The sequence below is a fragment of the Nonomuraea sp. NPDC050451 genome (assembly GCF_044458585.1).
Map to the genome: position 1 here is coordinate 951,652 of NZ_JBITHZ010000002.1, position 24,199 is coordinate 975,850.

At 69.6% G+C, this 24,199-nt stretch carries 25 protein-coding genes; 11 read left to right on the forward strand and 14 right to left on the reverse strand.

Translation table 11 applies throughout. The features are described 5' to 3' along the window. Positions 1 to 23: 23 nt before the first annotated feature. Together ACIBI9_RS10385 and ACIBI9_RS10390 are read left to right on the forward strand one after the other, a co-directional pair. The gene (locus tag ACIBI9_RS10385) at positions 24 to 620 is read left to right on the forward strand and encodes a winged helix-turn-helix domain-containing protein (protein ID WP_397221653.1); all 597 of its coding nucleotides are present in this window, start codon (positions 24 to 26) and stop codon (positions 618 to 620) included. Further along, entirely contained in the window at positions 617 to 1,081 is a 465-nt protein-coding gene (locus ACIBI9_RS10390) for a hypothetical protein (protein ID WP_397221654.1), read from the forward strand. Before ACIBI9_RS10385 ends, ACIBI9_RS10390 begins: the two co-directional genes overlap by 4 nt. A gap of 14 nt (positions 1,082 to 1,095) precedes the next feature. On the opposite strand, the gene ACIBI9_RS10395 is transcribed toward ACIBI9_RS10390, so the two are convergent. After that, positions 1,096 to 1,857: an alpha/beta fold hydrolase gene (locus tag ACIBI9_RS10395; protein ID WP_397221655.1), complete on the reverse strand. Its 762-nt coding sequence runs from the start codon at positions 1,855 to 1,857 to the stop codon at positions 1,096 to 1,098. 273 nt (positions 1,858 to 2,130) lie between these two features. Here ACIBI9_RS10395 and ACIBI9_RS10400 point away from each other — a divergent pair, with 273 nt between their 5' ends. Beyond that, the gene (locus tag ACIBI9_RS10400; protein WP_397221656.1) at positions 2,131 to 2,676 is read left to right on the forward strand and encodes a YceI family protein; all 546 of its coding nucleotides are present in this window, start codon (positions 2,131 to 2,133) and stop codon (positions 2,674 to 2,676) included. Positions 2,677 to 2,715: 39 nt separating this feature from the next. Further along, complete coding sequence (locus tag ACIBI9_RS10405; protein WP_397221658.1) at positions 2,716 to 3,939, forward strand: SGNH/GDSL hydrolase family protein; 1,224 nt, start codon at positions 2,716 to 2,718, stop codon at positions 3,937 to 3,939. A 69-nt stretch (positions 3,940 to 4,008) separates the two neighbouring features. Here the strand turns inward: ACIBI9_RS10405 and ACIBI9_RS10410 are convergent, their stop codons facing one another. The 9 genes from ACIBI9_RS10410 to ACIBI9_RS10450 all read right to left on the reverse strand — a co-directional run bounded on the left by ACIBI9_RS10410 (position 4,009) and on the right by ACIBI9_RS10450 (position 13,303). After that, entirely contained in the window at positions 4,009 to 4,380 is a 372-nt protein-coding gene (locus ACIBI9_RS10410) for a hypothetical protein (protein ID WP_397221659.1), read from the reverse strand. Then, the gene (locus tag ACIBI9_RS10415) at positions 4,377 to 5,645 is read right to left on the reverse strand and encodes a hypothetical protein (protein WP_397221660.1); all 1,269 of its coding nucleotides are present in this window, start codon (positions 5,643 to 5,645) and stop codon (positions 4,377 to 4,379) included. The genes ACIBI9_RS10410 and ACIBI9_RS10415 overlap by 4 nt, the downstream gene beginning before the upstream one ends. Continuing rightward, positions 5,638 to 6,144: a SigE family RNA polymerase sigma factor gene (locus ACIBI9_RS10420; protein ID WP_397221661.1), complete on the reverse strand. Its 507-nt coding sequence runs from the start codon at positions 6,142 to 6,144 to the stop codon at positions 5,638 to 5,640. The genes ACIBI9_RS10415 and ACIBI9_RS10420 overlap by 8 nt, the downstream gene beginning before the upstream one ends. A gap of 223 nt (positions 6,145 to 6,367) precedes the next feature. After that, positions 6,368 to 6,811, reverse strand: coding sequence for a DUF402 domain-containing protein (locus tag ACIBI9_RS10425; protein ID WP_397221662.1), 444 nt, complete (start codon positions 6,809 to 6,811; stop codon positions 6,368 to 6,370). Between the two features lie 361 nt (positions 6,812 to 7,172). Next, the gene (locus tag ACIBI9_RS10430) at positions 7,173 to 7,649 is read right to left on the reverse strand and encodes a cyclase (protein WP_397221663.1); all 477 of its coding nucleotides are present in this window, start codon (positions 7,647 to 7,649) and stop codon (positions 7,173 to 7,175) included. Between the two features lie 391 nt (positions 7,650 to 8,040). Next, the gene (locus ACIBI9_RS10435; protein ID WP_397221664.1) at positions 8,041 to 9,300 is read right to left on the reverse strand and encodes a class I SAM-dependent methyltransferase; all 1,260 of its coding nucleotides are present in this window, start codon (positions 9,298 to 9,300) and stop codon (positions 8,041 to 8,043) included. Positions 9,301 to 9,303: 3 nt separating this feature from the next. Beyond that, complete coding sequence (locus ACIBI9_RS10440) at positions 9,304 to 10,653, reverse strand: FAD-binding oxidoreductase (protein ID WP_397221665.1); 1,350 nt, start codon at positions 10,651 to 10,653, stop codon at positions 9,304 to 9,306. A 146-nt stretch (positions 10,654 to 10,799) separates the two neighbouring features. Continuing rightward, on the reverse strand, positions 10,800 to 11,768 hold the full coding sequence (locus tag ACIBI9_RS10445) for an NAD(P)-dependent oxidoreductase (RefSeq protein ID WP_397221666.1): 969 nt from the start codon (positions 11,766 to 11,768) through the stop codon (positions 10,800 to 10,802). Next, a complete protein-coding gene (locus ACIBI9_RS10450; RefSeq protein ID WP_397221668.1) occupies positions 11,765 to 13,303 on the reverse strand; it encodes a serine/threonine-protein kinase in 1,539 nt (512 codons plus the stop codon). The genes ACIBI9_RS10445 and ACIBI9_RS10450 overlap by 4 nt, the downstream gene beginning before the upstream one ends. Before the next feature lie 119 nt (positions 13,304 to 13,422). On the opposite strand from ACIBI9_RS10450, the gene ACIBI9_RS10455 reads away from it, so the two are divergent. Further along, positions 13,423 to 14,544 carry a CaiB/BaiF CoA transferase family protein gene (locus ACIBI9_RS10455; RefSeq protein WP_397221669.1) on the forward strand — a complete coding sequence of 374 codons (1,122 nt, stop codon included), beginning with the start codon at positions 13,423 to 13,425 and terminating at the stop codon, positions 14,542 to 14,544. On the opposite strand, the gene ACIBI9_RS10460 is transcribed toward ACIBI9_RS10455, so the two are convergent. Next, entirely contained in the window at positions 14,499 to 15,728 is a 1,230-nt protein-coding gene (locus tag ACIBI9_RS10460; protein WP_397221671.1) for an FAD-dependent monooxygenase, read from the reverse strand. The two genes, ACIBI9_RS10455 and ACIBI9_RS10460, sit on opposite strands and share 46 nt — an antisense overlap. 77 nt (positions 15,729 to 15,805) lie before the next feature. Between ACIBI9_RS10460 and ACIBI9_RS10465 the strand changes: the two genes are divergently transcribed. Then, entirely contained in the window at positions 15,806 to 16,324 is a 519-nt protein-coding gene (locus ACIBI9_RS10465) for a TetR/AcrR family transcriptional regulator (protein WP_397221672.1), read from the forward strand. On the opposite strand, the gene ACIBI9_RS10470 is transcribed toward ACIBI9_RS10465, so the two are convergent. After that, positions 16,321 to 16,773 carry a GyrI-like domain-containing protein gene (locus tag ACIBI9_RS10470; RefSeq protein WP_397221673.1) on the reverse strand — a complete coding sequence of 151 codons (453 nt, stop codon included), beginning with the start codon at positions 16,771 to 16,773 and terminating at the stop codon, positions 16,321 to 16,323. The genes ACIBI9_RS10465 and ACIBI9_RS10470 overlap by 4 nt on opposite strands. Positions 16,774 to 16,870: 97 nt before the next feature. On the opposite strand from ACIBI9_RS10470, the gene ACIBI9_RS10475 reads away from it, so the two are divergent. Further along, on the forward strand, positions 16,871 to 18,310 hold the full coding sequence (locus tag ACIBI9_RS10475; protein ID WP_397221674.1) for a GuaB1 family IMP dehydrogenase-related protein: 1,440 nt from the start codon (positions 16,871 to 16,873) through the stop codon (positions 18,308 to 18,310). Between the two features lie 11 nt (positions 18,311 to 18,321). Here ACIBI9_RS10475 and ACIBI9_RS10480 read toward each other — a convergent pair whose 3' ends face one another. Further along, positions 18,322 to 19,077: an SDR family NAD(P)-dependent oxidoreductase gene (locus ACIBI9_RS10480; protein WP_397221675.1), complete on the reverse strand. Its 756-nt coding sequence runs from the start codon at positions 19,075 to 19,077 to the stop codon at positions 18,322 to 18,324. 72 nt (positions 19,078 to 19,149) lie between these two features. On the opposite strand from ACIBI9_RS10480, the gene ACIBI9_RS10485 reads away from it, so the two are divergent. The 3 genes from ACIBI9_RS10485 (at position 19,150) to ACIBI9_RS10495 (ending at position 22,464) form a co-directional block, all read left to right on the forward strand. Continuing rightward, positions 19,150 to 19,524, forward strand: a complete 375-nt coding sequence (locus ACIBI9_RS10485; RefSeq protein ID WP_185078082.1) for an FKBP-type peptidyl-prolyl cis-trans isomerase — start codon at positions 19,150 to 19,152, stop codon at positions 19,522 to 19,524. A 361-nt stretch (positions 19,525 to 19,885) separates the two neighbouring features. Next, a complete protein-coding gene (locus ACIBI9_RS10490) occupies positions 19,886 to 21,409 on the forward strand; it encodes an ATP-dependent DNA ligase (protein WP_397221677.1) in 1,524 nt (507 codons plus the stop codon). 332 nt (positions 21,410 to 21,741) lie between these two features. Next, positions 21,742 to 22,464: a septal ring lytic transglycosylase RlpA family protein gene (locus tag ACIBI9_RS10495; protein WP_397221678.1), complete on the forward strand. Its 723-nt coding sequence runs from the start codon at positions 21,742 to 21,744 to the stop codon at positions 22,462 to 22,464. A 290-nt stretch (positions 22,465 to 22,754) separates the two neighbouring features. Here the strand turns inward: ACIBI9_RS10495 and ACIBI9_RS10500 are convergent, their stop codons facing one another. Then, on the reverse strand, positions 22,755 to 23,303 hold the full coding sequence (locus tag ACIBI9_RS10500) for a DUF1707 and DUF4870 domain-containing protein (RefSeq protein ID WP_397221679.1): 549 nt from the start codon (positions 23,301 to 23,303) through the stop codon (positions 22,755 to 22,757). A 180-nt stretch (positions 23,304 to 23,483) separates the two neighbouring features. Here ACIBI9_RS10500 and ACIBI9_RS10505 point away from each other — a divergent pair, with 180 nt between their 5' ends. Further along, on the forward strand, positions 23,484 to 23,831 hold the full coding sequence (locus ACIBI9_RS10505; protein ID WP_397221680.1) for a hypothetical protein: 348 nt from the start codon (positions 23,484 to 23,486) through the stop codon (positions 23,829 to 23,831). Positions 23,832 to 24,199 lie beyond the last annotated feature (368 nt).

Consider the following 24,199-nt stretch of genomic DNA (forward strand, 5'->3'; position numbering starts at 1 on the left):
ACCTGCAAGCTACCTTGCAGTTCATGAAACAACCGCCACCCGTCCTGCTCCCGTTGCTGCGCTCCCCCTTCCAGGGCGAGCTGCTGGCCTGGTTGTTCCTGCACCCGGGCGAGGAGTATTCACAGGTCGAGCTGGCCACGAGGTTCAAGGTCTCGCCCTCGACCGTGACCCGGGAGATCGATCGGCTGGCCGCGGCGGGTCTGGTGGTCACTCGGAAAGCAGGCAACATGCGGATGGTCAGCGCCGACACGAACGTGGTCGTGGCCCGCCCGCTGACCGAGCTGCTCGCGCTGACCTATGGCCCGGTGGCCGTGCTCGGCGAGCAACTGTCCGGCGTCGCCGGCATCGAGGAGGCCTGCATTTACGGCTCCTGGGCGGCACGCTACTCCGGCGAGCCGGGCAGGGTGCCGAACGACGTGGACGTCCTGGTCATCGGCACCGCGGACGAGGACGAGCTTTACGATGCCGCCAGGGCCGCGGAGCGGCAGCTCGGCCGCGAGGTGAACATCCGCCGGCTGAGTCGCGAGGATTGGGACTCCTCGGAGGGGGATCCTTTTCTGGAGACGGTCAAGGCCCGGCCGCTCGTACGCCTCACGATCGACAAGGGTGAGGACCGATGAGGTGGGAACAAGGGCGGGCCGCGATCGAGGGCATGCTGGCCCGCGGCGAGCTCGAGAAGGTCGCGGCGAGCCGTTCGCAGGCCGAGGAGCTGCTCGACCAGGCCGGGAAGCACGTGGCGACGGCCCGCCTGGCATTGGAGCAGGATTCGATCGGGGCCTACCAGCTGCTGTACGACGCGGCCCGCAAGGCGCTCTGCGCCGTCCTGGAGAATCAGGGCCTCAGGGCCAGTAGCCGGGGCGGTCATATCGCGGTGTACGAAGCGGTCGTGGCGCAACTCGATCCGCCACTGGGCAAGAGCCTGCGGCCGTTCGACCGGATGCGCCGACGACGGAACGAGGCCGAGTACCCGCGGCCGGGTGCTCCGCGTTTCAGCGCGGACGACGTTCGCGTCGACATACCGAAGGTCGAGGCGATCATCGCAATCGCGGCAACGGTGCTCGACGAGATGCAACCTTTCTGACAGGAGCTCGTTGGTCAACCGTCCAGGAGGAAGGCCAGCGTGTCAGGGGCGAAGCGCTTGTCGGTGAATGTGGCGTTGTGGCTTCGACCCGGATAGACGGCGAGCCGGGCCTCGGGGATGCCTTCGACCGTCTCCCGGGCCAGGTCCAGCGGGTAGACGAGATCCTTCTCCCCGTGGATCAGCAGCGTGGCCGCCTTGATGTCGTGTAGCCGGCCGCGCAGGTCGAAGCCGTCCTCGGCGTTGAGCACGGTGACGGCGTCGGTGTGGTCCCCCTGGCCGCTGTCCGCCAGCCACAGCAGGCCTTTGAGCAGTGCGCGGCCGATCGGCGATTCGGTGACGATCGCGGCCAGCGCGGGGCTGGGGCGCCTGCCCTGACGTGCGCGTTCGATGTAGCCGCGCTGGGCTCGCCGGCCGGCGGGGCCGAGGGTGCAGGCCGTACCGGCCAGGACGAGACGGTCGACCAGGTGGGGATGGTCGGCGGCGAGCTGCAGGGCGATGGAGCCGCCGGTGGAGATGGCCAGCATGCGCACCCGGCCTTCGAAGGTGGTGGCGATCGCTCGCGCGTAGACGGCGGCGAGGTCGGCCATCGTCGTGGTCGGCGGCAGCCCGGGTGGGCGATTGACGACGTAGACGGTGAAATCTTTGGTGAACGGTCGCACCAGCCGCATGGTGGACCAGCGCGCCAGGCCCGTCGGGTTGGCCGCCTGCGGGGTGTAGAGCAGGACGACCAGGGGTGGTCCTTCACCGGCCGACAGGTACGGCAGGTCATTCAGCATGGATGAGCCCTTCTTCACGGCCGGGCCGGGTGCCGAGGAACTGGAGCAGCTCCTCCTCGGCGGCGGCCATCTCCTGGGGGTGCACCTCAGGCGCCGATAGAGCGGGTTGGCGTCGAGTTCGACACTCTATCTCCCTATGAACAAATTGGTCATCTGTTCATAGCCTAACACTCTTCGCATCATTGAGCGCTGGAAAGTTGCGTACTGAAATAAGTCGGGATACTCTCCCATTGAATCTTCCAGCACTGAACTACTTCGGAACGGAGCACCGTCATGTACCCCAGCGAGCTCACCGGCACCTACACCATCGACCCCGCGCACAGCCGGTTCGGCTTCATGGCCCGCCACGCGATGGTCACCAAGGTTCGCGGCAGCATCCCCGTCAAGGAGGCCACCGCCTCCCTGGACGCGGGCGACCCGGCCGCCTCCACCGTTCACGTGGTCCTCGACGTGGCCGGCATCCAGACCGGCAACCAGCTTCGTGACGACCACCTGCGTACCGGCGACTTCCTGGACGCCGCCGCGCACCCGTACATCACCTTCGACGCCACCGACGTCAAGCACATCGACGGCGACAGCTTCGAGGTCACCGGCGAACTGGTCATCCGCGGCGTGACCCGGCAGGTCACCATCCCCCTCGACTACACCGGCACCGCGATCGACGCCCAGGGCCTGACCCGGGTCGGCTTCGAGGGCAGCATCGTGATCAACCGCAAGGACTTCGGCATCACCTACAACGCGGTTCTGGAGACGGGCGGCGTGATGATCTCCGAGAAGATCACGCTCGAGTTCGACCTGTCCGCCGTCAAGGCCGCCTGATCACCTTCTTCTGAAAGCACATGTGAAAGCGACAGCGTCATGCGTACCCTCACCATCCCTGCCCTGGCCGCCGCCCTCGCCCTGACCTTGGCCGTCACCCCCGCCGAAGCCGCGGACCGGCGATGGGCGGCCGCCTGGGGAAGCGCCGCTCAACCAGCCACCGCCAGCACGCCCTGGTACGGCACCAACTGGTCGCAGGAGGGCTTCGCCCGCCAGAGCCCCGAGACGCTGCGTCAAGTCGTCCGCGTCAGCACCGGCGGAACCTCCGTACGCGTGAAGCTTTCCAACGTCTACGGCACCACTCCGCTGACCGTCGACGGAGCCGCGATCGCCGGAGCCCTCCAGGGAGCAGCCACGGGCCGTCCGCGTTCCTTGACCTTCGCCGGCCACCCGCGCACCGTCATCCCGCCGGGGCGCGAACTCCTCAGCGATCCCGTGCCCCTCCCGGTCCGCCCGCTGGACAAGCTGGCCGTGTCCCTGCGCTTCACCCAGCCCACCGGGCCGGCCACCTTCCACCACTTCGCCCAGGCCACCTCCTACCGGGCCACCGGCGACCACCTCGCCGACACCGCCGGCAACGCGTTCGCCGACACCAGCAACTCCTGGTACTACCTGACCGGCATCGACGTCGCCGCCCCGCGCCGCGCCGGCACGGTGGTCACCTTCGGCGACTCGCTCACCGACGGCGTCGGCTCCACGGTCGGCGCCGACAACCGCTACCCCGATCACCTCGCCGAACGCCTGGCCGACCGCGGCCGATCCCTCGGCGTGGTCAACGCCGGCATCGGCGGCAACCGCTTGCTGACCGACTCCCCCGAGTACGGCCAGAACGGCCTCGCCCGCTTCCGGCGTGACGTCCTCGACCGGCCCGGGGTCCGCACAACCATCGTCATGCAGGGCATCAACGACCTCGCCGAATGGAACAAACCCCATCAGGCGACCGCCGGCCAGATCATCGACGGCCACAAGCGGCTCATCCAGGCCGCCCGCGCCAGAGGCATCGAGGTCATCGGCGCCACCCTGATGCCCATGAAGGGCGCCGCCCTCGCCTACAGCCCGGCGGCGGAGGCCGTCCGCGACGAGGTCAACCACTGGATCCGCACCGGCGGCGCCTACGACCACGTCGTCGACTTCGACGCCGTGGTCCGGCAGCCCGACGACCCCGACTCCGTCCGGCCGCAGTACGACTCGGGCGACGGCATCCACCTCAACGACGCCGGCTACCGCGCCATCGCGCAAGCCGTGGACCTCGCCACCTTGTGATGTCCTGGTCGTCGGGGAGCCGCCGCGCCAGGATCCGGCGCGGCGGCTCGACCGCGACACCTGCACGCGTCACCGGTTCGTGCAGCGCCTCGCCCGCAGTACCAGCACGAGTCCGGCCGTGTAGGCGAGGGCGTACCAGAGAGGCAGCCGGGCCCCGGTCGCCGCGGCGGTGAGGCTGCCGGCGGCGACCGGAGCCAGCAGCGTCGCGGCCACGAACTGCTCCGCGACGGCCGTGGCCGCCACCGCGAGCCCGCCGAGCACACCTACGGCGGCGAGCAGGTCGGCGAGCAGCCAGACGTCCAGCAGCCCCGCCTCCGTGACCAGACGCAGCAGGGGCATGGGGAGTGACGGCGTCCAGATCCACGTCGGGCCGCCGCCGGCCAGGTTCGCAACGGTCGGGATCGTGACGAGCACCAGCAGGACGCCTGCCGCAGACCTCAACGGAGGTTGGCCAGACGGTAGCCGTCGCCGGACCTCCACAGCAGCCAATCGCCCGCCGCCAGGACGACGTCCGGGCTCTTGAACCGCCGGCCGGTGACCGGATCGAGCACGAACGAGGTGGCCCCGGTGTTGTAGGTGATGAGCCGGTTGCCCGCCGTCATCCAGGGAGAGACGCCCTTCTTCGGCGTCGGAACTCCGGGCAGCGCGGACACCGTCCCCCAGGAGTCGCGCGGCATCCACCGCAGCGTGTTGCCGGCCACCCAGGCGAACCACTTCCCGGACGCCGCCGCGTACCACTTCTGGTCCGGATCGCCCATCCTCTGTACGCGCACGCCCTCCGGCAGCGGATGCTCGGCCGTCACCCTGCCGGTCTCGACGTCGACGATGCGCAGCACCTTGTCGTTCGCCCGCTCGGCGGTGAACAGCTCGGGGTAGGAGAACGCCACCGCCACCCCGCTCGCCGGGTCCCCGGACCTGACGACCGTGCCCACCTGCGCACATCCCTTGGCCATCCAGGGCTGCCGCATGACGTCGTTGCCGACGGTCACGCCGCCGTCCACCCAGACCTGCCCCCGCGGGTCTGTGCCCTGCGGGCTGATCGTGCGGGTGGTCCCGTCCGCCGCGCGACACCGTTGGTCGGCGGCCGAGCCGTTCCGCTCCGTCCAGGTACGGAAGTCGGTGGCGGTCCCCAGCCCCGACCGCGCCGGGAAGCCGAGTTCCTTGGGGGTGCCGCCGCCGGCGCCCACCTCCGCCGCCTGTCCGTCGGGCGTCGTGCCCAGGACCGTCCCGTCGCTGCCCAGTGCCGCGGGCACGAACGGCTCGCCTTTCTCCGTGCGGCTCTCGACGTCCACTACGCTCGTCACGTTCATGAGCCGGCCCAGGGCCTGTTCGAGGTGGACGCCGGCGGGCAGGTTGACGTTCCCCTGGCCCGGGGTGGGCGTCACGGTCTGCTCGGGCCACCTGGACGCGGTCACGGTCGGCGCAGGCGGCCCGGACGCTGTCACGGTCGGCTCGGAAGGTGCGGTCGATGCGGGGGTCGGGCTCAGGTTCGCCGTCGTCGCGGCGTCACCGTTCCCACCGCGTACGGCCAGGGGCGCGCCCACCAGCACCGCCGTCGCCCCCGCCGCGACGGCCAGCACCAAGGCCCGCCTGTTCCTGCGGCGCGCGGCCACGGCCCGGTGGACCCGATCGGCCAGGCCGGGCGGCGGATCGTCCAGGGAAGGCTCGCCGAGCAGCACGGCGAGACGGCGTTCCAGGTCATCCATGCTCGATCTCCTCGGTCTTGACGGCCTCACGCAGCCGGGCGAGCCCCCGCGACGCCTGGCTCTTGACGGTCCCGCGGCTGCAACCGAGCAGCCGGGCGATCTCCTCATCGCCGCGTTGCTCGACGTAACGCAGCACCAGTACGGCCCGCATGCGCGGAGGCAGCTCGGCGATCCTGGCGCGAAGGCCGTCGTCCAGCAGGCGTTCCAGCCCCGCGTCCTCCGTCGCGGGCTCGGGGGGATCCGGCACGCTCACCTCGCGCTTCGGCCGCCGCCAGCGGTTGGCCATGATGCGGACCATGGCCGTGCGGACGTACCCTTCCGGGTCGTCCTTGCGCCTGATCGCATTCCACCGCAGGCCAGTACGGGTGAGCGCTTCCTGCACCAGGTCCTCGGCGTCATGCCTGTTCTGGGTCAGGACCATGGCGTAGCGATAGAGCGCCGGCAGCCGCTGCGCCGCGAATCTTTCAAACGTCGGATCGTCCACTCCTACCTCCGGCATCCAAGGACACTTCAGTCGGCCGCATGGTTGAGTGGCGACGGAAAAAGGCCGCAGGCAGCACGCGGGCCGGGAGAATCACCAGGGGTTGCGGGACTGGGCCTCAGCCATGGTGAACGGCGGCGTCGTATGGAGGGCTGTCACGACTGGTTTCCGGCGGAGTGTTCCATCGTCTGGTGCCGTCGGCCAGGAGCTGTCCGGGCGATCATGAGCGGAGGATTCAGCCTCATCCGACGTCGAAGGGCGGCAGCTCAGCCAGGTTCTGAATGGCTGCCGGCGGGAAGTCCGGCCACGAGCTCGGCGGGTCTTGGTTCAGGTCGCGCAGGTGCTTGTCGATGAAGCGCTGAGCATTACGCAAAACCCTGACCGCGGTGGCGGCATCGATGGCGCCGTCCTGCAGCGCGCCGGCAAGTTCGTCGAGGTCCAGGACTTCGTAGCGCCGGCTGACCGGGGGCACGACGATGTCCACGTAGAGGTCGTGGACCACCAGCCGCTTCGGGCCCGCTTCCTCCAGTTCGACCAGGTCGACGTACCAACCGCCTTCGAGTGCGTCGACGAAGGTGACCGGCCTGGTGATCTGGACCCCTTCGTCGGCGATCACGAAGCAGCGATCGGTCGTGGGCCGACCGGGAACCCGCCACGGGGGAAGGATCTCGACGTCGTAGGCCACGATGTTGTCGCCGGTTCGGACACCGGAGCACCATTGCCCACTGCGGTGGTGGACGCGTACCTCTTCAAGGATCACGCATCGCAGTATGACTGCGTCGAGATGCGGCGCGCCCCGGCCGTTGTCCGGGACCGCCCCAGGAGGCGGGCGCAGTCCCCGGCTTCCTCGCCTCGACCTGCACCTCCTCCGACGGCCGCCTGCGGTTCGCCTGTGCCCGTGATGGTGGCCATGGACGATGCCGAGCGCCGCCGCGCATCAGGGGCTGTTGTGCCCGGCGGCGTAAAGCGTCGCGGTCGAAGGCCGGTGGCCGTCCGCCCGTGGAGCCGAGCCTGGTATTGATGCCGCGCCGACGACAATGGGGTTCTCACTGTACGGCGGTTTCGGTCGTCTCCTTGATGTGCGCGTTGCGCAGCAGGATCAGCTTGGTCATGTAACGCCGCAGGACGAGAGCATCGGCGAGAGTGCCCAATGGACCAGCGGGCGCGGCAAAGTCGACGATGTCTTTCATAAGGGTCGCCTCGACGCTGTTGTCGCCGTCGTGTGTCGGTTCGAAGGTGTGTGCGTGGCGCCAATACCGAAACGGGCCGCTTACCTGTTCGTCGACGAAGTACGAGGGACGGGTGTAGGCGCTGATCGTCGAGGTCAGGTGCCACGTGAAGCCGAGGTGCCGCGCTCGCCACGTCACTTGATCGCCCAGGGTGAGCTGTCCGGAAGTAACCCCCGCGACTGCTTGCTCGCGCGAGCCACGCATGGAGGAGGCGTGCAGCTCGACTGACAAGGACGCATCGAAGACGACCGGCGGTGGCGCGAGGATCAGGGTGGCCACCTCGAAACGGGACATGCGCGGATCTTAGCCATCACGCGAAAGGCGTCACTGTGCGGGTGCGGCGCTCTGGGGATCGGTTCGGGCTCGGGATGGGGTGTCGTCAGCCGGCGGTGTCGGCCAGTTCGTGTGGTGGGGCGGAGTGCCTCTCGGACGGCGTCGTTGCCGGTGCCGCGGTTAGCACTTCTGGGTGTGTGCTTGGCCAATGGACCCGGTAACCGGGCAACCCGCCAGGGCTCCAGCGAGCGCAGCGAGCGGGCTTTGGGGCGGGCTCCAGCAGGCCCACCGCGTAACCACGCAACGGGCGGGGGTCAGCGAGCGGGGATCGAAAGGGGGCGGCAGCCCCCTTGGGAGGCGCTGGCTGAGCGCTCGCATGGCGCGTAGCGCCTCCCAAGGCGAAGGCCGTGCTTCAGGGCCAGCTGAGGGACGGGCGGAGGGGGACGCTGGAGCGGCCGTTCTTGTCGAGCTTGACGCCCAGCACCTGGTGGAGCTGGACCTTGTTGCGCTCGAAGCCCACGATGCAGCCTGCCATGTACAGGGCCCACACGCGGGCCGTGCCCATGCCGACCTCCTCGACCGCGTCCGACCAGTTGGCGTCGAGGTTGTCGCACCAGTGGCGCAGCGTCTTGGCGTAGTGCTCCCGCAGGTTCTCCTCGTGGCGGATCTCGAAGCCGGTGTCCTCCATCTGCCTGACCAGCCAGCCGACCGACTCCAGCTCGCCGTCGGGGAAGACGTACCGGTTGATGAAGCCGCCCTTGTTGAACGTCTTCTCCTTGCCGGTCGGCCGCGTGATGCAGTGGTTGAGGATCCGGCCGCCCGGCTTGAGCTTGCCGTACAGGAACTCGAAGTACGACGGGACGTTGACCTTGCCGATGTGCTCGGTGAGGCCGATCGAGCTGACCGCGTCGAAGTTCGACTCCTTGACGTCGCGGTAGTCCATGAAGCGGACCTCCGCCAGGTCCTGCAGCCCCGCGTCCGCGATGGCCTTCTGGGCCCACTCGGCCTGCTGGCGGCTCAGCGTCACGCCGAGGGCCTTGACGCCATAGTGCTTGGCGGCGTGCATGACCATCCCGCCCCAGCCGCAGCCGACGTCCAGCAGGCGCATGCCCGGCTTGAGGTCGAGCTTGCGGGCCACCAGGTCGAACTTGGCGTACTGGGCCTCCTCGAGCGTCGACTCCTCCGAGGGGAAGACGGCGCACGTGTACGCCATGGACGGCCCCAGGACCCACTCGTAGAAGCGGTTGGAGACGTCGTAGTGGTGGTGGATGGCCTCGGCGTCGCGCTGCTTGGCGTGGCGGGAGCCCAGTTTGGCCAGGGCGCTCTGACGCATCTCCTGCGGGGGCGGCGGCACCCGCATGAGGAGCGGTTTGACGCCCAGGGCGCGCACGGCGGCGAGCTTCTCCTGGGTGGTCAGGTCGTTGGTGGTGATGTTCCACATGCGGTCGAGCAAGGTGTACATGTCGCCGTGCACGTCGATGTGGCCCGAGATGTACGCCCTGGCCAGGCCCAGCTCTCCGGGCGCCTGTGCCATGTACGCGACCGCGATCGGCGACTTGACCTCGATGGCCAGGTCCGCCCCGTCCGGCCCTGCCTTGCTGCCGTCGTAAGCCTGGAACGCGACGTTCGCTTCCGTGCCGACGATTTTCTCAAAGATGGTTGCCAGCGCCACAGCTCACCTTCCCGCTACACATTTTTCGTAGAGGTCAAGCAGGCGACCGTTCGGGTCGTATTCCCGCTTGACAGGCCAGTAGGCGTCGCCGTTGTACAGCTGCCAGAACTGCTCGCGAGCGTAGAACGAGGTCGAGTAGAGCGACTTGTGGCCGTCGAGCTCGTGCACTTCGCGCTCGATCAGCCGGTTGTAGTAGCCGTCGAACTGCCCCCGCGGCAACGGCACCATGCCCCAGAATCCGAAGTTGACGTAGAGCCTGCCCGGCTCCAGAGGGTAGAGCGGCCAGCGCGAGTTCGAACGCAGCGGGCACATCCACACCGGTGTCATGCCCACCTTGTCGTGGAAGAACTCCAGGAACTCCGCCCCCCGCTCGACCGGAGCCTCGACGTCCTGGATCACGGACTCCTGCACCGGCTGGTCGCGCCACCTGTCGATGCGGGCCGTGACGCCGTACTTCCTGTCGAGCGCCACCAGGCGGCGGTAGACGTCGGAGCGCATCCAGCGGCGCGGCATGAGGGAGCGTACGACGGGCTGCTGCACGCCGAACGCCCGCGAGCACCAGAACCAGTCGGTGTCCCAGCGCCACAGGTAGTCGCGCACGGTCAGCCAGTCGCGGTTGCGCTGCCTGATGGACTGGTAGTAGATGCGCATCCCCGTGTAGTCGGAGACATAAGGGGCACGCTCGGCGAACCGGCCGACCGTGATGTACATCTCCCCCGGGTTGAAGTAGACACCGTCGACGAAGTCGACGTTCTCCCCGTCGTGCACCATGCTGTCGCAGATCTCCTGCAGGGCCAGCATGCACTTGGCCGCGTCCGTGAACTTGACGTGCGTGAGATGCACGTACGGCTGGACCTTGCGGAGCTTGATCCGGATGCGCAGCGCGTAGCCCAGCGTGCCGTAGGAGTTGGGGAACGCGCGGAAGAGCTCCCGGTGCTCGTTGTCGTCGCGGGCCACGACGACGCGCCCGTCACCGGTGAGGATCTCGAGCTCCTCGACCGACTCGTGCGGCAGGCCGTCCCGGAAGCTCGTGGACTCGATGCCGAGCCCGGTCACGGCGCCGCCCAGCGTGATCGTCTTGAGCTGCGGCACCACGTACGGCATGAGCCCGTACGGCAACGTGGCGTCCACCAGGTGCTCGTACGTCGTCATGCCCTGGACCTCGGCCGTCATGGTCTCGGGGTCGACGCTGATGACTTCGTCGAGATCCCTCGCCGAGAGCTTGGCCGTCCTACCCCCGTCGCGGAACCTGAAGAGGTTGGACGTGGACTTGGCCAGGCGAGGGGCGGCACCGCCCGGGATCTCGGCGTACGACTGCCGGATCTGCTCTACTGCCCGTTGGTGTGTCGACATCTTCGTCGGCACGGCAAGCACCCCCTTGAGCTGGTAGAGATCGTCCGTAAGAAGGTATCTCCCGTGAGCGACCTCGAATAGACCGGGGTCGTTAAAGACACGAAAACTGTTCATAGTGACAGGTGAAATGCCTAAGTGGTAGGCGATTACGTAAACTTTCTGCGGATCGTAGAGCTTGCACCGTTGAGCACGTTGTGCACCTCACGGCCCTCGACGGCGGCGGCGAGATTGTCCAGGGTGGCCGTGAGCAGACGGCCCGTGGCCTCCGGCGTGACGCCCGCGACATGCGGCGACAGCAGGACGTTCGGGAGGTCCCTCAGCGGGTCGTCCGCCGGCAGCGGCTCCACGTCGAAGACGTCGAGCGCCGCCCCTCCCAGGTGCCCCTCGCGCAGCGCCGTGACGAGCGCCCCTTGGTCCACGACGCCGCCCCGCGCGGCGTTCACGAGCAGGGCGCCCTGCTTCATGCGGCCGGGGTCGACGAGGCCCCGGGTCTCGTCGGACAGCGCGATCACCACGACGAGCACGTCACTGGCGGAGACCAGTTCCGGCAGGTCCGTGAAGCCGGGGTCCTGGCGGGGCGTGCGGGTCCAGTAGGAGACGTGGCAGCCGAGGGCGCGGAACATCTCCGCGCAGGTGGCGCCGATCGGGCCGTACCCGACGATGCCGACGCGGCGCCCGCGCAGCTCGTAGGGCTGCAGGCCCTGCTGCGGCCACTCCCCCGCGCGTACGGCGGCGTCGGCGGCGCCCAGCTTGCGCGACAGAGAAAACGTGGCCGCCAGGCACCACTCCGAGACCGCCACCGCGCTCACACCCGGCGTGTTGGCCAGCGGCACCCCGGCCGCCGCCAGGGCGTCGAGGTCGTGACCGTCCACCCCCACGGACGGCTGCTGCACGAACGCCAGCAGGGGCGCGGCCTTGACCGCCTCGGCGTCCATCGCGAGCGTGCCCGTCCAGTCGCCGAGCACGATCTCCGCTTCCGGCAGCGCCGCCAGGAGCGCATCCCTGTCGCGGGCCGCGGGCACGCGTACGGTCACCTGGTCGCCCAGCGGGGCGAGCAGGTGGCGCATGAGCTCTTCGGGGAGCGGGGGCAGCGCGAGCAGGTTCCAGGGGCTCATGCCCCCACAGTAAAGCTGCTGATCACCTGACGCATCAGTCCCCTGTTACGCATCCACTGGGCCTCGTTGACCGTCCAGGACAGGATGTACGCCGTGTCGCCGACCGCGACGGCCCGCCGCACCTCGTGGTACCGGGTGCCCGGCGTGGCCCACGGGGCGTCGCCCCCGGTGCCCGCGGTCCAGGAGAACTCCCACTCCACGGCCTTCGTGCCCTGGTGCACGACAACCCTGCGGCCGCGGTTGACGACGTTCTGGGCGTTCTGGGCGACGGTCTCCTGCGCGTCGCGCATGATCTGGTGCGGGTCGACGGAGGCGTAGACGGCCTCCACCCCGAGATGAGCGTTCCGGTCCCGGCGCGTCCACTCGGTGTAGGCCTCCTTGAGGGCCCCGCGCCAGCCGGTGGGCCGCATGATGGACCAGCCGTCCCGCGACTTCCACGCGCGCACGATCGGGACGGCCCTGGTCACGCTGGGCGTCGGGGTGGGTGTCGTGCTCGGCTCCGGCGTGTCCGTGGCCGCCGGCGTGAGCGGGCGGGTCGCGGCGGCCGGCTGAGCGGTCTGCCGCGGGGCGCCCTCCGCCGGGGTCGCCAGCTTGAAGTACGCCACCGAGCCGCCCGCGATCACCAGGACCGCCGCCGCGGCCGCCGCGAGCACGGCACGGCCCCGGCCGCCGCCCGGTTTCCGCTCCGGCACGTCCCGGTCGGCGCTCGCGGGCTTGGCCGTGAGGATGGCCTGCAGCAGCCGGTCGGCCTCCGCGGCGTCGACCCGCTGCTCCGGCTCCTTCTGCAGCAGCCCGCGCAGGATCGGATGCATGATCGGCGGGATCCTGCGATAGTCGGGCTCCTCGCTGAGCAGCGCGTTGAGCGTCGACATGGGGTCGCCCCGCTCGAACGGCGAGCGGCCCACCATGCACGCGTACAGGGTGGCGCCGAGCGACCACAGGTCGGAAGGCGGTCCCGCGTGCTCGGCGCGGACCCGCTCGGGCGCGAGGAAGCTCGGCGAGCCCGTGACCATGCCGGTCTTGGTGAGCGACGGGTCGCCCTCGGCGGTGGCGATGCCGAAGTCCATGAGCACGACCCGGCCGTCCTCGGCCATCAGGATGTTGCTCGGCTTGACGTCGCGGTGCAGGATGCCCACCTCGTGGGCGGACCGCAGCGCGGACAGCACCTGCCGGCCCAGCTCGGCCGCCTCCCGCACCGGGAGCGCGCCGGAGGTGAGCACGACCTCCTCGACCGTGGGGTGGCGCAGCAGCTCCATCACGATCCACGGACGGCCGCCCTCCTCGACGACGTCGTAGATCGCGACGACGGACGGATGGCTCAGCTTGGCCGCGGTGCGGGCCTCACGGGCGGTCCTTAAAAGCTGGCGCTCCTGCTCGCCCGGCGACAGCCCGTCGGGCAGGAGCACCTCCTTTATGGCGACCTGCCGGTTGAGCAGGGTGTCCTGCCCCTCCCAGACGACGCCCATGCCCCCGCGGCCCAGTTCGCGTACTAACTGGTAGCGTCCCGCGATGAGCCGGTTGCTATCCGAAACCATGTCCTACCCCTGTTGACCACCCGAACACAGTGGGCAAGTTTCCCATACCTCCCACCTCTTCGCCGGAAGGTCGCGAAGGCCGCTTGCGACAGATCACCGAAGGTTGTTCTACTGGGGAGATGCCTGACGTTCACAGCGGCCCGCTCGCCGGGGTACGCGTACTGGAGCTCGCAGGGCTCGCACCTGGGCCGTTCGCCGGGATGATGCTGGCCGACCACGGCGCCGAGGTGCTGCGCATCGACCGGGTCAAGGCGGTCTCCGACCGGCCGCGCGGCGATGTCATGGACCGCGGCAAGCGCACGATCGGGCTGGACCTCAAGTCCCCCGAGGGCGTGGCCGCGTTCAAGGAGCTGGCGCGGCACGCCGACGTCGTGATCGAGGTGTTCCGCCCGGGGGTGGCCGAGCGGCTCGGCATCGGCCCCGACGACCTCCACGCGGTGAACGAGCGGCTGGTCTACGGCCGGATGACCGGCTGGGGCCAGGACGGCCCGCTCGCGCCCACCGCCGGCCACGACATCGACTACGTCGCGATCTCCGGCGTCCTGTCGATGCTGGGTCGCGAGGGCGGTCCGCCGACCCCGCCGATCAACATCCTCGGCGACTTCGCCGGCGGCGGGCTGATGCTGGCGTACGGGGTGCTGCTGGCCCTGTTCGAGCGGGAGCGCACCGGCAAGGGGCGGGTGATCGACGCGGCCATGGTCGATGGGGCGTCGATCCTGTTCTCGATGTTCTACCAGGCGGCGCAGGGCGGCTACTGGGGGCCGCGCGGCACCAACCTGCTCGACACCGGCGCCCCGCAGTACGACACGTACGAGACGGCCGACGGCGAGTTCGTGGCCGTGGGCTCGCTGGAGCCGCAGTTCTGGGACGCGATGGTGAGCCTGATGGGGCTGACCGACCTGCCCGACAGGAACGACAGGACGCAGTGGCCCGCGCTCAAGGCCCGCCTGGCCGAGGAGTTCGGGAAGCGTACGCGGGCCGAGTGGGAGGCGCTGTTCGAGGGTTCGGACGCGTGCGTCTCGCCCGTGCTGTCCATGGCCGAGGCCCCCCACCACCCGCACAACGCCGCCCGGGGCTCCTTCGTCGAGGTCGGCGGCGTCACCCAGCCGGTGCCCGCGCCCCGCCTGCTCGGCGCGCCACCGCCGGACCTCTCCCCCGCCACCCGCCTCACCGACCTTTCGGGGTGGGGGCTGTCTCAGGAGGAAGCGGAGAAACTCCGCGGCCAGGGGGTGCTCGCGTAGTCCTTCAGCACGATCGAGTCGTGCAGCCGCACGCCCTTGCTGCTGATCTTGGCGGCCGCCGTGGTGAGCGCGACCGGCAGGTGGTTGATCAGCCGCACCATCGCGGCCAGCGCCCAGAGGTCGAACCGGCTGCCGGGGACGATCTTCTTGGCCGCGTTGATGGCGAACGTGCGGCTGCGGCGCACGTAATCGCCTATCTCGGCCTCGTACGCCGGGAAGGCCCGCGTGTGGTCGCCGCCGTACGTCGCGAGCTCCCCCGCCAGGATGTACGCCCCGACGACCGCCAGGCTCGTGCTCCCGCCGACGGCGGGACCGGGGCAGTACCCGGCGTCGCCCACGAGCGTCACCCGGCCGCGTGACCAGGTGTCCATGCGCAGCTGCGTGATCGAGTCGAAGTAGAAGACGGGCGTGCGGTCCAGCTCCGCCATCAGCCGCGGCACCTCCCAGCCCATCCCCTCGAAGTGCTCGCGCAGCAGCTCCTTCTGCCGGGGGACGTCGCGGTGGTGGTAGTCGAGCTGCCGCGGCGTCCTGAACAGGAACACCGCCCGCGCGTCGTCCCTCTGCACGGAACCGATCCCGACCATCCGGCCCGCCCCCGCGATGACCTCCGTCCGGCCGTCGAGCCCGAGGTGGTCGGGCACCGAGACGACGGCCAGATAGCCGCCGATCCACGTGGTGAAGTCCGACTCGGGGCCGAAGACCAGGCGGCGGACGTTCGAGTGCAGGCCGTCGGCGCCGATGACCAGGTCGAAGGTGTCCGTCCTGCCGCTGTCGAAGGCGACCTCGCCGGCGTCGGAGATCGAGGCGATGGAGTCGCCGAAGACGTAGTCGACGTCGTGCCGGGTGGCGTCGTAGAAGATCTCGCTCAGGTCGTCGCGCATGATCTCGACGTGCCGGTCGGAGACCGCGCTCATCACGCGGCGCAGCTCCAGCTCGATGGGCCGCGACTCGCCCTCCCGGTGCACCGTGAGCCGCTCGATCCCGGTCTTCTTGGCCGTGACCTGCTCCAGCAGGCCCATCTTCTCGACGATGTCCATCGCCGGCCTGAACAGGTCGACGGCGTGGCCGCCGGTCTTCCTGAGCGCCGGTGCCCGTTCCACGACGGTGACGGTGAAGCCGTACCTGGTGAGCCAGTACGCGAGGGCCGGACCCGCGACACTCGCTCCGGAGATGAGGACCCGCATGATTCCTCCTTACTTAACGGATGGTAAGTGCCAGGCTAGCAGCTTACTTAACGATAGGTAAGGGGTATTCTTCAGCCATGCCCAGTGACACGAGGACGCGCATCCAGGAGGTGGCCCGTGAGCTGTTCGTCTCCCAGGGCGTTCAGAACACGAGCCTGCGCCAGATCTCAGACCGGCTGGGCATCACCAAGCCCGCGCTCTACTACCACTTCGCCTCGCGCGACGACCTCGTACGCAGCATCGTCCAGCCGATGGTGGAGGACATCGAGCGGTTCGTCGCGACGCGGCGGCCCGGCGACGCCCGGCGGCTGCTCGACGACTACTTCGAGCTGATCTGGCGGCACCGCGAGGTGACCACGATGATGGTGCGGGAGCTGTCCGTGCTGGGTTTCCTCGACCTCGGCACCCGCATGTTCGACTGGCGGCGGCAGATCATCGCGCTGCTGCTGGGCCCGGAGCTCACACAGGCGCAGCACATCCGGGCGACGGTGGCGCTGGGCGGCATGTCCGACTGTTCGGTGGAATATGCGCACCTGCCGGTCGAGGAGGTCAAGCCGGCGGCCGTCGACGCGGCGGCCGCCGCGCTCGGTCTCTAGATGGCCAGGTAGAGGTCCACTCCCCCCGGGTGGTGGACCTCGAGGTCAGTGGTGAACGCGCGGGACGGCGTACCCCCTGACTCGGTGTGCTTCCACACCTGCTGCCACATGTCGACCAGGGCCTGCGGCATCGGGCCGCGGACCTCCAGCCGCAGCGACGGGCCCGCAGGCACGCGTACGGCCACCATGCCCTCCGGCAACCGCGGCACGGTGCGCACGCCGGTGCCGACGATCTGCGTGTAGGCGCCGTGGTGGTCGCTCTCGTAGTCGGTCAGCACCGCGTACAGGTTTTCGTCGACCCGCCCCGGCACGTGCGCGAAGGCCCCCGGAGCTCCGGCCCGCTGCCACAGCACGGGCAGCTTCGCCCGCGACGGATCCATCTCATCGGCATTAGTGGTGCGTACGGCGAAGCCGACCACGATCAATTCACCCCGTTCGGTGACGTCCACAGGGCCCTCCCTCCCCCAAAAGTGTCCGGGCCGATCATAAGCCCCATCCAAAGGGGGAAACCCCTCAATGCGCGGTCACCGCATAAGATGAATGAACGTGAAGTTTCTCAACGACCTCGAGCCTCATTACGACCTGACCTATAGCGACGTGTTCATGGTGCCGTCGCGATCCGCGGTCGGTTCGCGGCTCGCAGTCGACCTTTCGACGAACGACGGCACAGGCACCACCATTCCCGTCGTCGTGGCGAACATGACCGCGGTCGCCGGCCGTCGCATGGCCGAGACCGTGGCACGGCGGGGCGGCATCGCCGTGATCCCGCAGGACATTCCGCTGGACGTCGTGACCGACGTCGTCGACTGGGTCAAGAAGCGCGACCTCGTCCACGACACGCCGCTCACGCTCACCTCTCACGACACCGTCGGCGAGGCGCTGCAACTGCTGCCCAAGCGGGCGCACGACGCGATCATCGTGGTCGACTGGGAAAACCGGCCGGTCGGGGTCGTGACCGACGCCGACTGCCAGGGCGTCGACATGTACACCCAGCTCTCGCAGGTCATGTCGAGCGAGCTGCTGACGCTGCCCGCCGGGCTGGACCCGCGCGCGGCCTTCGAACGGCTGCACGGCGGCCGCCACCGGCTGGCCCCCGTCGTCGATCCCGGCGGGCGGCTGGTCGGCATCCTCACCCGCCTGGGCGCGCTGCGCGCCACCCTCTACCAGCCCGCGGTCGACGCGCAGGAGCGGCTGCGCATCGCGGCCGCGGTCGGCGTGAACGGCGACGTGGCCGCCAAGGCCAAGGAACTGCTCGACGCCGGGATCGACTGCCTGGTCGTGGACACCGCGCACGGCCACCAGGAGAAGATGATCTCGGCCCTGCGCGCCGTCAAGGCCCTCGACCCCGCCGTGCCCGTCGTGGCGGGCAACGTGGTGACGGCGGAGGGCGTGCGCGACCTGGTGAACGCCGGGGCCGACATCCTCAAGGTCGGGGTCGGGCCCGGGGCGATGTGCACCACGCGGATGATGACCGGGGTGGGCCGGCCGCAGTTCTCCGCCGTGCTGGAGTGCTCGGCCGAGGCCCGGCGGCTGGGACGGCACGTGTGGGCGGACGGCGGGGTGCGCCATCCGCGCGACGTGGCGCTGGCGCTGGCCGCTGGGGCGTCCAACGTGATGATCGGCTCATGGTTCGCGGGGACGTACGAGTCGCCCGGCGACACCCACACCGATGCGAACGGGCGCAAGTACAAGGAGAACTTCGGCATGGCCTCCGCGCGGGCCGTGCGGCTGCGGACGGCCGACGACTCGGCGTTCGAGCGGGCCAGGAAGGCGCTGTTCGAGGAGGGCATCTCGACCTCCCGCATGTATCTGGACCCGAAGCGGCCGAGCGTCGAGGACCAGATCGACGGCATCGTGGCGGGGCTGCGGTCGGCGTGCACGTACGCGGGGGCGTCGAACCTGGAGGAGTTCCACGCGCAGGCGGTGATCGGGATCCAGAGCTCGTCCGGCTACGCCGAGGGGATGCCGCTGCACCAGAGCTGGTGACTCGTGGGCTCTTAGGTTCGGCGCCAGCCGCCGGCGGCGTGGATGCCGCCGTCCACGTGCAGCGTCGCCCCCGTGACGAACCTGGCCAGGTCGCTGGCCAGGAACACGGCCGCGCCGGCGGCCTCCTCCGGGCCGCCCAGCCGGCCGAGCGGCGGGACGCGTACCGGGTCGTAGGGCAGGGGGCGGGCCAGCATGCGCTCGCGCACGCCCGACTCGCCCTCGGTCCGCAGGGCGTCGGGCGCGATCGCGTTCACCCGGATGCCCCTGGGAGCCAGCTCCAGGGCCAGCGTCTTCGTCAGGCTCTCCAGGCCGGCCTTCATCGCCGCGTACACCGCGAACCCCGGGGCCGCCTGGTGGGCCTCGCTCGAGGTCACGTTGATGATCGACGCGCCTGGCGACATCATCGGCAGCAGTCGCCTGATCATGCCGGTGACCTGCGTGAAGTTCTCCTCGACGAGGATCTGCTCGCCGCGCGGCGAGGTGTCGGCGAACGACGCGTGGAAGGTGCCGCCCGCGTTGTTGACCAGGACGTCCACGCGGCCCCACCGCTCACGGATGGCCTGGGCGAAGATCTCCACCGCCACGTGGTCGCGTACGTCGAGCTTCATCGCCAGCTCGGCCCGCGGCTTGTCGCGGTCGCACACCGCGACGTGAGCGCCGAACGCGGCGAACGTCTCGGCGATCGCCAGCCCGATGCCCCTGGCCGCCCCGGTGACCACAGCGACGCGCCCGGTGAGCAGGATCCCATCCGGAGAAAGGGCGGTCATGAACGATGACGATATCCCGACCGCATAGAGTCGTCGGGTCTCATTGTCAGCAATCATCAACAGGAGCACTTCGTGGCACTCGAAAAGCCCGAGATCGACTTTCCCGAGGGCAACCCGCCCGCCGACCTGGAGATCGTCGACCTGACCGTGGGCGACGGCCCGGAGGCCAAGCCCGGCCACAACGTACGCGTCCACTACGTGGGCGTGGCCTTCTCGACCGGTGAGGAGTTCGACGCGTCGTGGAACCGCGGCGACGCGTTCGAGTTCCCGCTCGGCGCGGGCCGCGTCATCGCGGGCTGGGACCAGGGGGTCGCGGGCATGAAGGTCGGCGGGCGGCGCAAGCTCGTCATCCCGCCGCACCTCGGTTACGGCAGCCGGGGGGCCGGCGCGCGCATCAAGCCGAACGAGACGCTCATCTTCGTCGTCGACCTGCTCGGCGTCAGCTAACACGCTCTCCACCGGGGCGGGCCACCCAACCCAGACCGGCCCGCCCCACCCCTCCCGCGCTCGACGCCACCCGCTCCCCCGCCTCACCCTTTCGGACCCCACGCCCTCGGCCCTCCCGCCTCAACCCTTCCGGACCGACGCCCCCACCGCCCTGCCCCGCTACGGCGGTCGCCCACCTCAACGTGACGGCCCACCCTGGCGTGACGGGCCGCGTACACCGCACACCAAGAACCTCATCCGCGACACCACCTGCGAAGATCTCAAAAGGGAGCAACCGTACGAAGGGCCGTGCCGGGAACAAGGCAGACACTTGGCCGATATCGGGTGGGGAAATGTCGGCGCCGTGAGGCAACATAGGCGTGTGCTTCTGATCGACGTGGTCCGGGTTTCCGAGGCGGTGGCGCGCACGTCCGCTCGGCTCGGCAAGGTGGGCCATCTGGCGGAGCTACTGGGCCGGGTCGGCCCGGAGGAGGCGGAGATCGCGATCTCGTACCTCTCGGGCGAGTTGCCTCAGCGGCAGGTCGGCGTGGGCTGGCGCACGTTGGAGGACATCCCCCAGCCCAAGCTGGCCGCCACGGCCACGCTGACCGCGGTCGACGAGCTGCTGAGCAGGATCAAGGCGGTTTCCGGGCCGGGCTCGCAGGCGGCGCGCAAGGCGCTGGTGGCCGAGCTGTTCGCGGGGCTGACGAGCCAGGAGCAGCAGTTCATGCGCCGGCTGCTGTTCGGCGAGCTGCGGCAGGGCGCGCTCGACGGCGTCATGATCGAGGCGGTGGCCAAGGCGTCCGGCGCGCCGTCGGCCGACGTACGGCGCGCGCTCACGCTGCGCGGCTGGCTTCCCGCGGTCGGGGCGGCCGCGCTGAGCGGCGGGGTCGAGGCGCTGCGCGCGTTCCGGCTGCAGGTGGGGCAGGCGGTCTCGCCCATGCTGGCGGGTAGCGCGCCCAACGTGGCGGCCGCGCTGGAGAAGGCCGGCGCCCCCGCGGCGCTGGAGTGGAAGCTCGACGGCATGCGGGTGCAGGCCCACCGTTCGGGCTCGGAGGTCAAGGTCTTCACGCGTACGCTCGACGACATCACGCCGCAGGTTCCCGAGCTGGTCGAGGCCGTGCTCGAGATGCCGTACGACGATCTCGTGCTGGACGGCGAGGTGATCGCGCTGCGTCCCGACGGGCGGCCGCACCCGTTCCAGGTGACGGCAAGCCGCGCGACCAGCAAGACCAACGTCGCCCAGCTGCGCGAGCAGACGCCGCTGAGCGTGTTCTTCTTCGACGCCCTGCGGGTGGACGGCGCCGACCTGCTCGACCTGCCCTATTCACAACGCCAGGAGGCCCTTGCCCGCACGGTCCCCCAGGGGCTGCTGACACCGCGGATGGTGACGGGGGATCTGGCCGAGGCGGAGAAGTTCTTCACCGATGTGGTCAAGGCGGGCCACGAGGGCCTGGTGGTCAAGTCCCTGGCCTCCCCTTACGCGGCCGGCCGCCGGGGCGCCGGATGGATCAAGGTCAAGCCGCGCCACACGCTCGACCTGGTGGTCCTGGCCGCCGAATGGGGTCATGGGCGGCGCGAGGGCAAGCTCTCCAACCTCCACCTCGGAGCGCGTGACCCTTCGGGCGGGTTCGTGATGCTCGGCAAGACGTTCAAGGGCCTGACGGACGAACTGCTGGCCTGGCAGACCGAGCGCTTCCTCGAGCTGGCCGAGGGGCCCACCGACAGCTGGACGGTCACGTTGCGGCCGGAGCTGGTGGTGGAGATCGCCTTCGACGGGGTCCAGCGCTCTCCCCGCTATCCCGGCGGCATGGCCCTCCGTTTCGCCCGGGTCCTGCGCTACCGCCCGGACAAGCGCGTCGAGGACGCCGACACGGTCGACACCGTGCGCTCTCTGATGCTTTGACATCCACGCAGGACCGACGGCTTGATCACCCGGGCGCTCGGCCTACCACCCCGCCCAAGCTGCCACATTTGCCGATCAAGCCTGCTTTCTCGCATTTTCCGGAACCCCAAAGATCCACGGCGTACGCTGAACGTTCTTAGCAATCTTGCGGCTTAAGTGAGATATGTCACTGGATGTCGCATTAAGTTGCCTTTACTCGGGCTTTGTCGCATATGTTCGTCCTCACTGCGCGGGATCCCCCTCCCCGCCTACGGATCGGCCGCCGTACGCCCTCCACCCCCACCGGCCCGGCCTTTCCCTGCCCTATCCCCTAGCTAGGACTGTGGTTTACCTTGGGCCAGCATTCCCTCAAGCCGACCCCTCCGTACGGCAAACTCATCGCAGGCAAGCGCCGCTGGATCACCCTCGCGGCCGGCGCCGCCGTCGTGGCCGCCGCCTCCACCGCCGCCTGGGCCGCCATGGACACCACCGGTTCCCCCAACCACCCCTCGGCCGCGCCCACCCCACTCCAGGCCAAGCCCCAGAACGAAGCCGCACGCCAGGCGACCCCGCAGTCGCCCTCGCCGCTCCCCAAGCCCCCGGCGGCCCGCCCGAAGCCCACCAAATCCCCAGCGGCCGCCCAGCCGAACACCACCGGCTCCCCGACAGCGGCCTCCTCGATCCCGACCGCCAAGCCCGCAGCGACCAAGCGCTCAACCCCCGGGACCGCCTCGCCCACGCCAACGAAGGCCACCAAGTCCCCGGCCCACAAGCCGAAGACCCGCGTACTCTCATCCGGAACCTGCGGCGCCTCCTACTACGGCGACCCCCAGATGACGGCCAGCGGCGAACGCTTCAACCCCTCGGCCATGACCGCCGCCCACAAGACCCTCCCCCTGGGCAGCAAGGTCCGCGTCACCAACCCCAGCAACGGCGAATCGGTCACGGTCCGCATCAACGACCGGGGCCCGTACGTGGGCGGCCGCTGCCTCGACCTCTCCGAGGCCGCCTTCGCCGCCATCGGCAACACCGGCGCCGGCGTCATGCGCGTCAAGTACGAGGTCCTCTCCCGCTGACGGCACCCCGCCCAGCACCCTCCCCTCACCACACCTGAGCCATACGGCTGCTCAGCGTGAGTCCAGCGCGGACACTCGCTCGGCGGTCACGTCAGTCCACCGCACCTATGCCCCTGTCCGTCGCCCCGCCCCCCTTCCCCCGCACCCATGCGCCTGCCCGGGCTCCTCCCCCTGAACCTCCACCCGCCCGCCGCCACTCCGACGAGGCTTAACTGGGTGCGGTCCGTGGCCTGGGCTTAGCTAGAAAAGGCCGGGCTCGTGTGGGCCCTGAACAGTAGTGGCGGATGGAGTCACTTCACCAGGCGCAGCGTCATCGGGTAGCGGAAGTTGCCCTCCGTCAGGGACGTGACGCCGCCGACGATGGAGAGGACGACGGCGGCGACCCAGATGAACGGGAGCAGCACGACGCCGATGACCGTGAACGGCAGGAGAACCGTGGCCCCCACCACCGTGATCTGGAAGTTGAGTGCCTCGAGCGCCTGCCTGCGGATGTAGGGCGAAGTCTTGGCACCGGTGAGCAGCAGGATCAGCGGGCCGGCGATCGGGATGCCGACGACCATCAGCAGGTGGCCGATGGCGGCGGCGAGACGTTCGTTGCTCTCCGGCGCCCGCTCAGGGTGGACCGGGGGCGGAAGCGGAGCGAGCCGGGGTACGGCTTGAGCACCGTACAGCTCGGTCATGATGGGCATCAGGTCGCCGTGCGTGCGCGCCGTCATCGCGCGCTCCAGCCGGTCGTCGAACTCGAGCTTGTCGAAGCGACCCTCCGCGTATGCCGCCTTGACGTGCTCGACCACGTGCTCTCGGTCCTGGTGGGTGACGCGCAGATGAGCTGGCTGCACCTGTCCCGGCCCAGGGGTTTGCGGTACCCCAGCCATAATCGCCATGCCTCTCCTTTGAGAATCGGGCAGTCACCTCTCATACTGCGTCCCTCGAACCCTCGGTGCTATCGGGAGAATCCCGGATGTGACCCCTAGATCATCCCCGACGCACGAAGGCTCCAGACGGTATAAAAAGGATTCATGAGATGGCGAGACCGCTACGGCATTCGTCGACTGCGCGGCCCGAAGATCGCGAAGTTCGACCGCGAGGCGACTGACGCCGACATCGAAGCGCTTATCGCTTTTGCTCGCTCGCGGCGCGGCGTCGAGTTTTACGTCGAGCCAGAGACTTTCGCCACCGACACGACCGCCATGGCGGTCGCCGACGACGGCGAATGGACGAGGCGCAGGGTCGGCTCTCCTGCCGTGATCCACAAGGTTGCCCGCGATCTTGCCCTCCCGGTCTATGACGTTCAACTCACCGGATATCCACCGCGCATGCGCGCTTACAACGAGCGCCGCCGCCGCGAAGAAGACACCGGCAACTGACCGCCAACAGCCGTCCGCCAGCGAGTCACCTGTTGGCGGACCACTGACCGGCGATCGGCGCAGTGTCGGCTGACGCCGGCAGCCGACAACTCACAACCGACAGCCAGCGACCGACAGCCATTCAAGCTGCCACCGAACCAACGACCAACAGCCACCGCCCCGCGCCCAGCAACAGCGACCGGCAACGGCGACCGGCGACGGTGACGGCGACCGGCGACACTCCGAACTGCGACCGAACCGACGACCCGCGACCAACAGCCGCCAACTCGCGGCCAGCAAACAGCGACCGGCAGCCAACCGCTCACAAACGACAACCCGCAGCCCCCGACCGACAGCCCCCAACTCACGCCACGACCGGCGACCGACCG

Coding starts and splice junctions, on each gene's coding strand:
- ACIBI9_RS10385 (WP_397221653.1), top strand. CDS start 24: ATGAAACAACCGCCACCCGTCCTGCTCCCGTTGCTGCGCTCCCCCTTC.
- ACIBI9_RS10390 (WP_397221654.1), top strand. CDS start 617: ATGAGGTGGGAACAAGGGCGGGCCGCGATCGAGGGCATGCTGGCCCGC.
- ACIBI9_RS10395 (WP_397221655.1), bottom strand. CDS start 1,857: ATGCTGAATGACCTGCCGTACCTGTCGGCCGGTGAAGGACCACCCCTG.
- ACIBI9_RS10400 (WP_397221656.1), top strand. CDS start 2,131: ATGTACCCCAGCGAGCTCACCGGCACCTACACCATCGACCCCGCGCAC.
- ACIBI9_RS10405 (WP_397221658.1), top strand. CDS start 2,716: ATGCGTACCCTCACCATCCCTGCCCTGGCCGCCGCCCTCGCCCTGACC.
- ACIBI9_RS10415 (WP_397221660.1), bottom strand. CDS start 5,645: ATGGATGACCTGGAACGCCGTCTCGCCGTGCTGCTCGGCGAGCCTTCC.
- ACIBI9_RS10420 (WP_397221661.1), bottom strand. CDS start 6,144: ATGCCGGAGGTAGGAGTGGACGATCCGACGTTTGAAAGATTCGCGGCG.
- ACIBI9_RS10430 (WP_397221663.1), bottom strand. CDS start 7,649: ATGTCCCGTTTCGAGGTGGCCACCCTGATCCTCGCGCCACCGCCGGTC.
- ACIBI9_RS10440 (WP_397221665.1), bottom strand. CDS start 10,653: ATGTCGACACACCAACGGGCAGTAGAGCAGATCCGGCAGTCGTACGCC.
- ACIBI9_RS10445 (WP_397221666.1), bottom strand. CDS start 11,768: ATGAGCCCCTGGAACCTGCTCGCGCTGCCCCCGCTCCCCGAAGAGCTC.
- ACIBI9_RS10450 (WP_397221668.1), bottom strand. CDS start 13,303: ATGGTTTCGGATAGCAACCGGCTCATCGCGGGACGCTACCAGTTAGTA.
- ACIBI9_RS10455 (WP_397221669.1), top strand. CDS start 13,423: ATGCCTGACGTTCACAGCGGCCCGCTCGCCGGGGTACGCGTACTGGAG.
- ACIBI9_RS10460 (WP_397221671.1), bottom strand. CDS start 15,728: ATGCGGGTCCTCATCTCCGGAGCGAGTGTCGCGGGTCCGGCCCTCGCG.
- ACIBI9_RS10465 (WP_397221672.1), top strand. CDS start 15,806: ATGCCCAGTGACACGAGGACGCGCATCCAGGAGGTGGCCCGTGAGCTG.
- ACIBI9_RS10480 (WP_397221675.1), bottom strand. CDS start 19,077: ATGACCGCCCTTTCTCCGGATGGGATCCTGCTCACCGGGCGCGTCGCT.
- ACIBI9_RS10505 (WP_397221680.1), top strand. CDS start 23,484: ATGAGATGGCGAGACCGCTACGGCATTCGTCGACTGCGCGGCCCGAAG.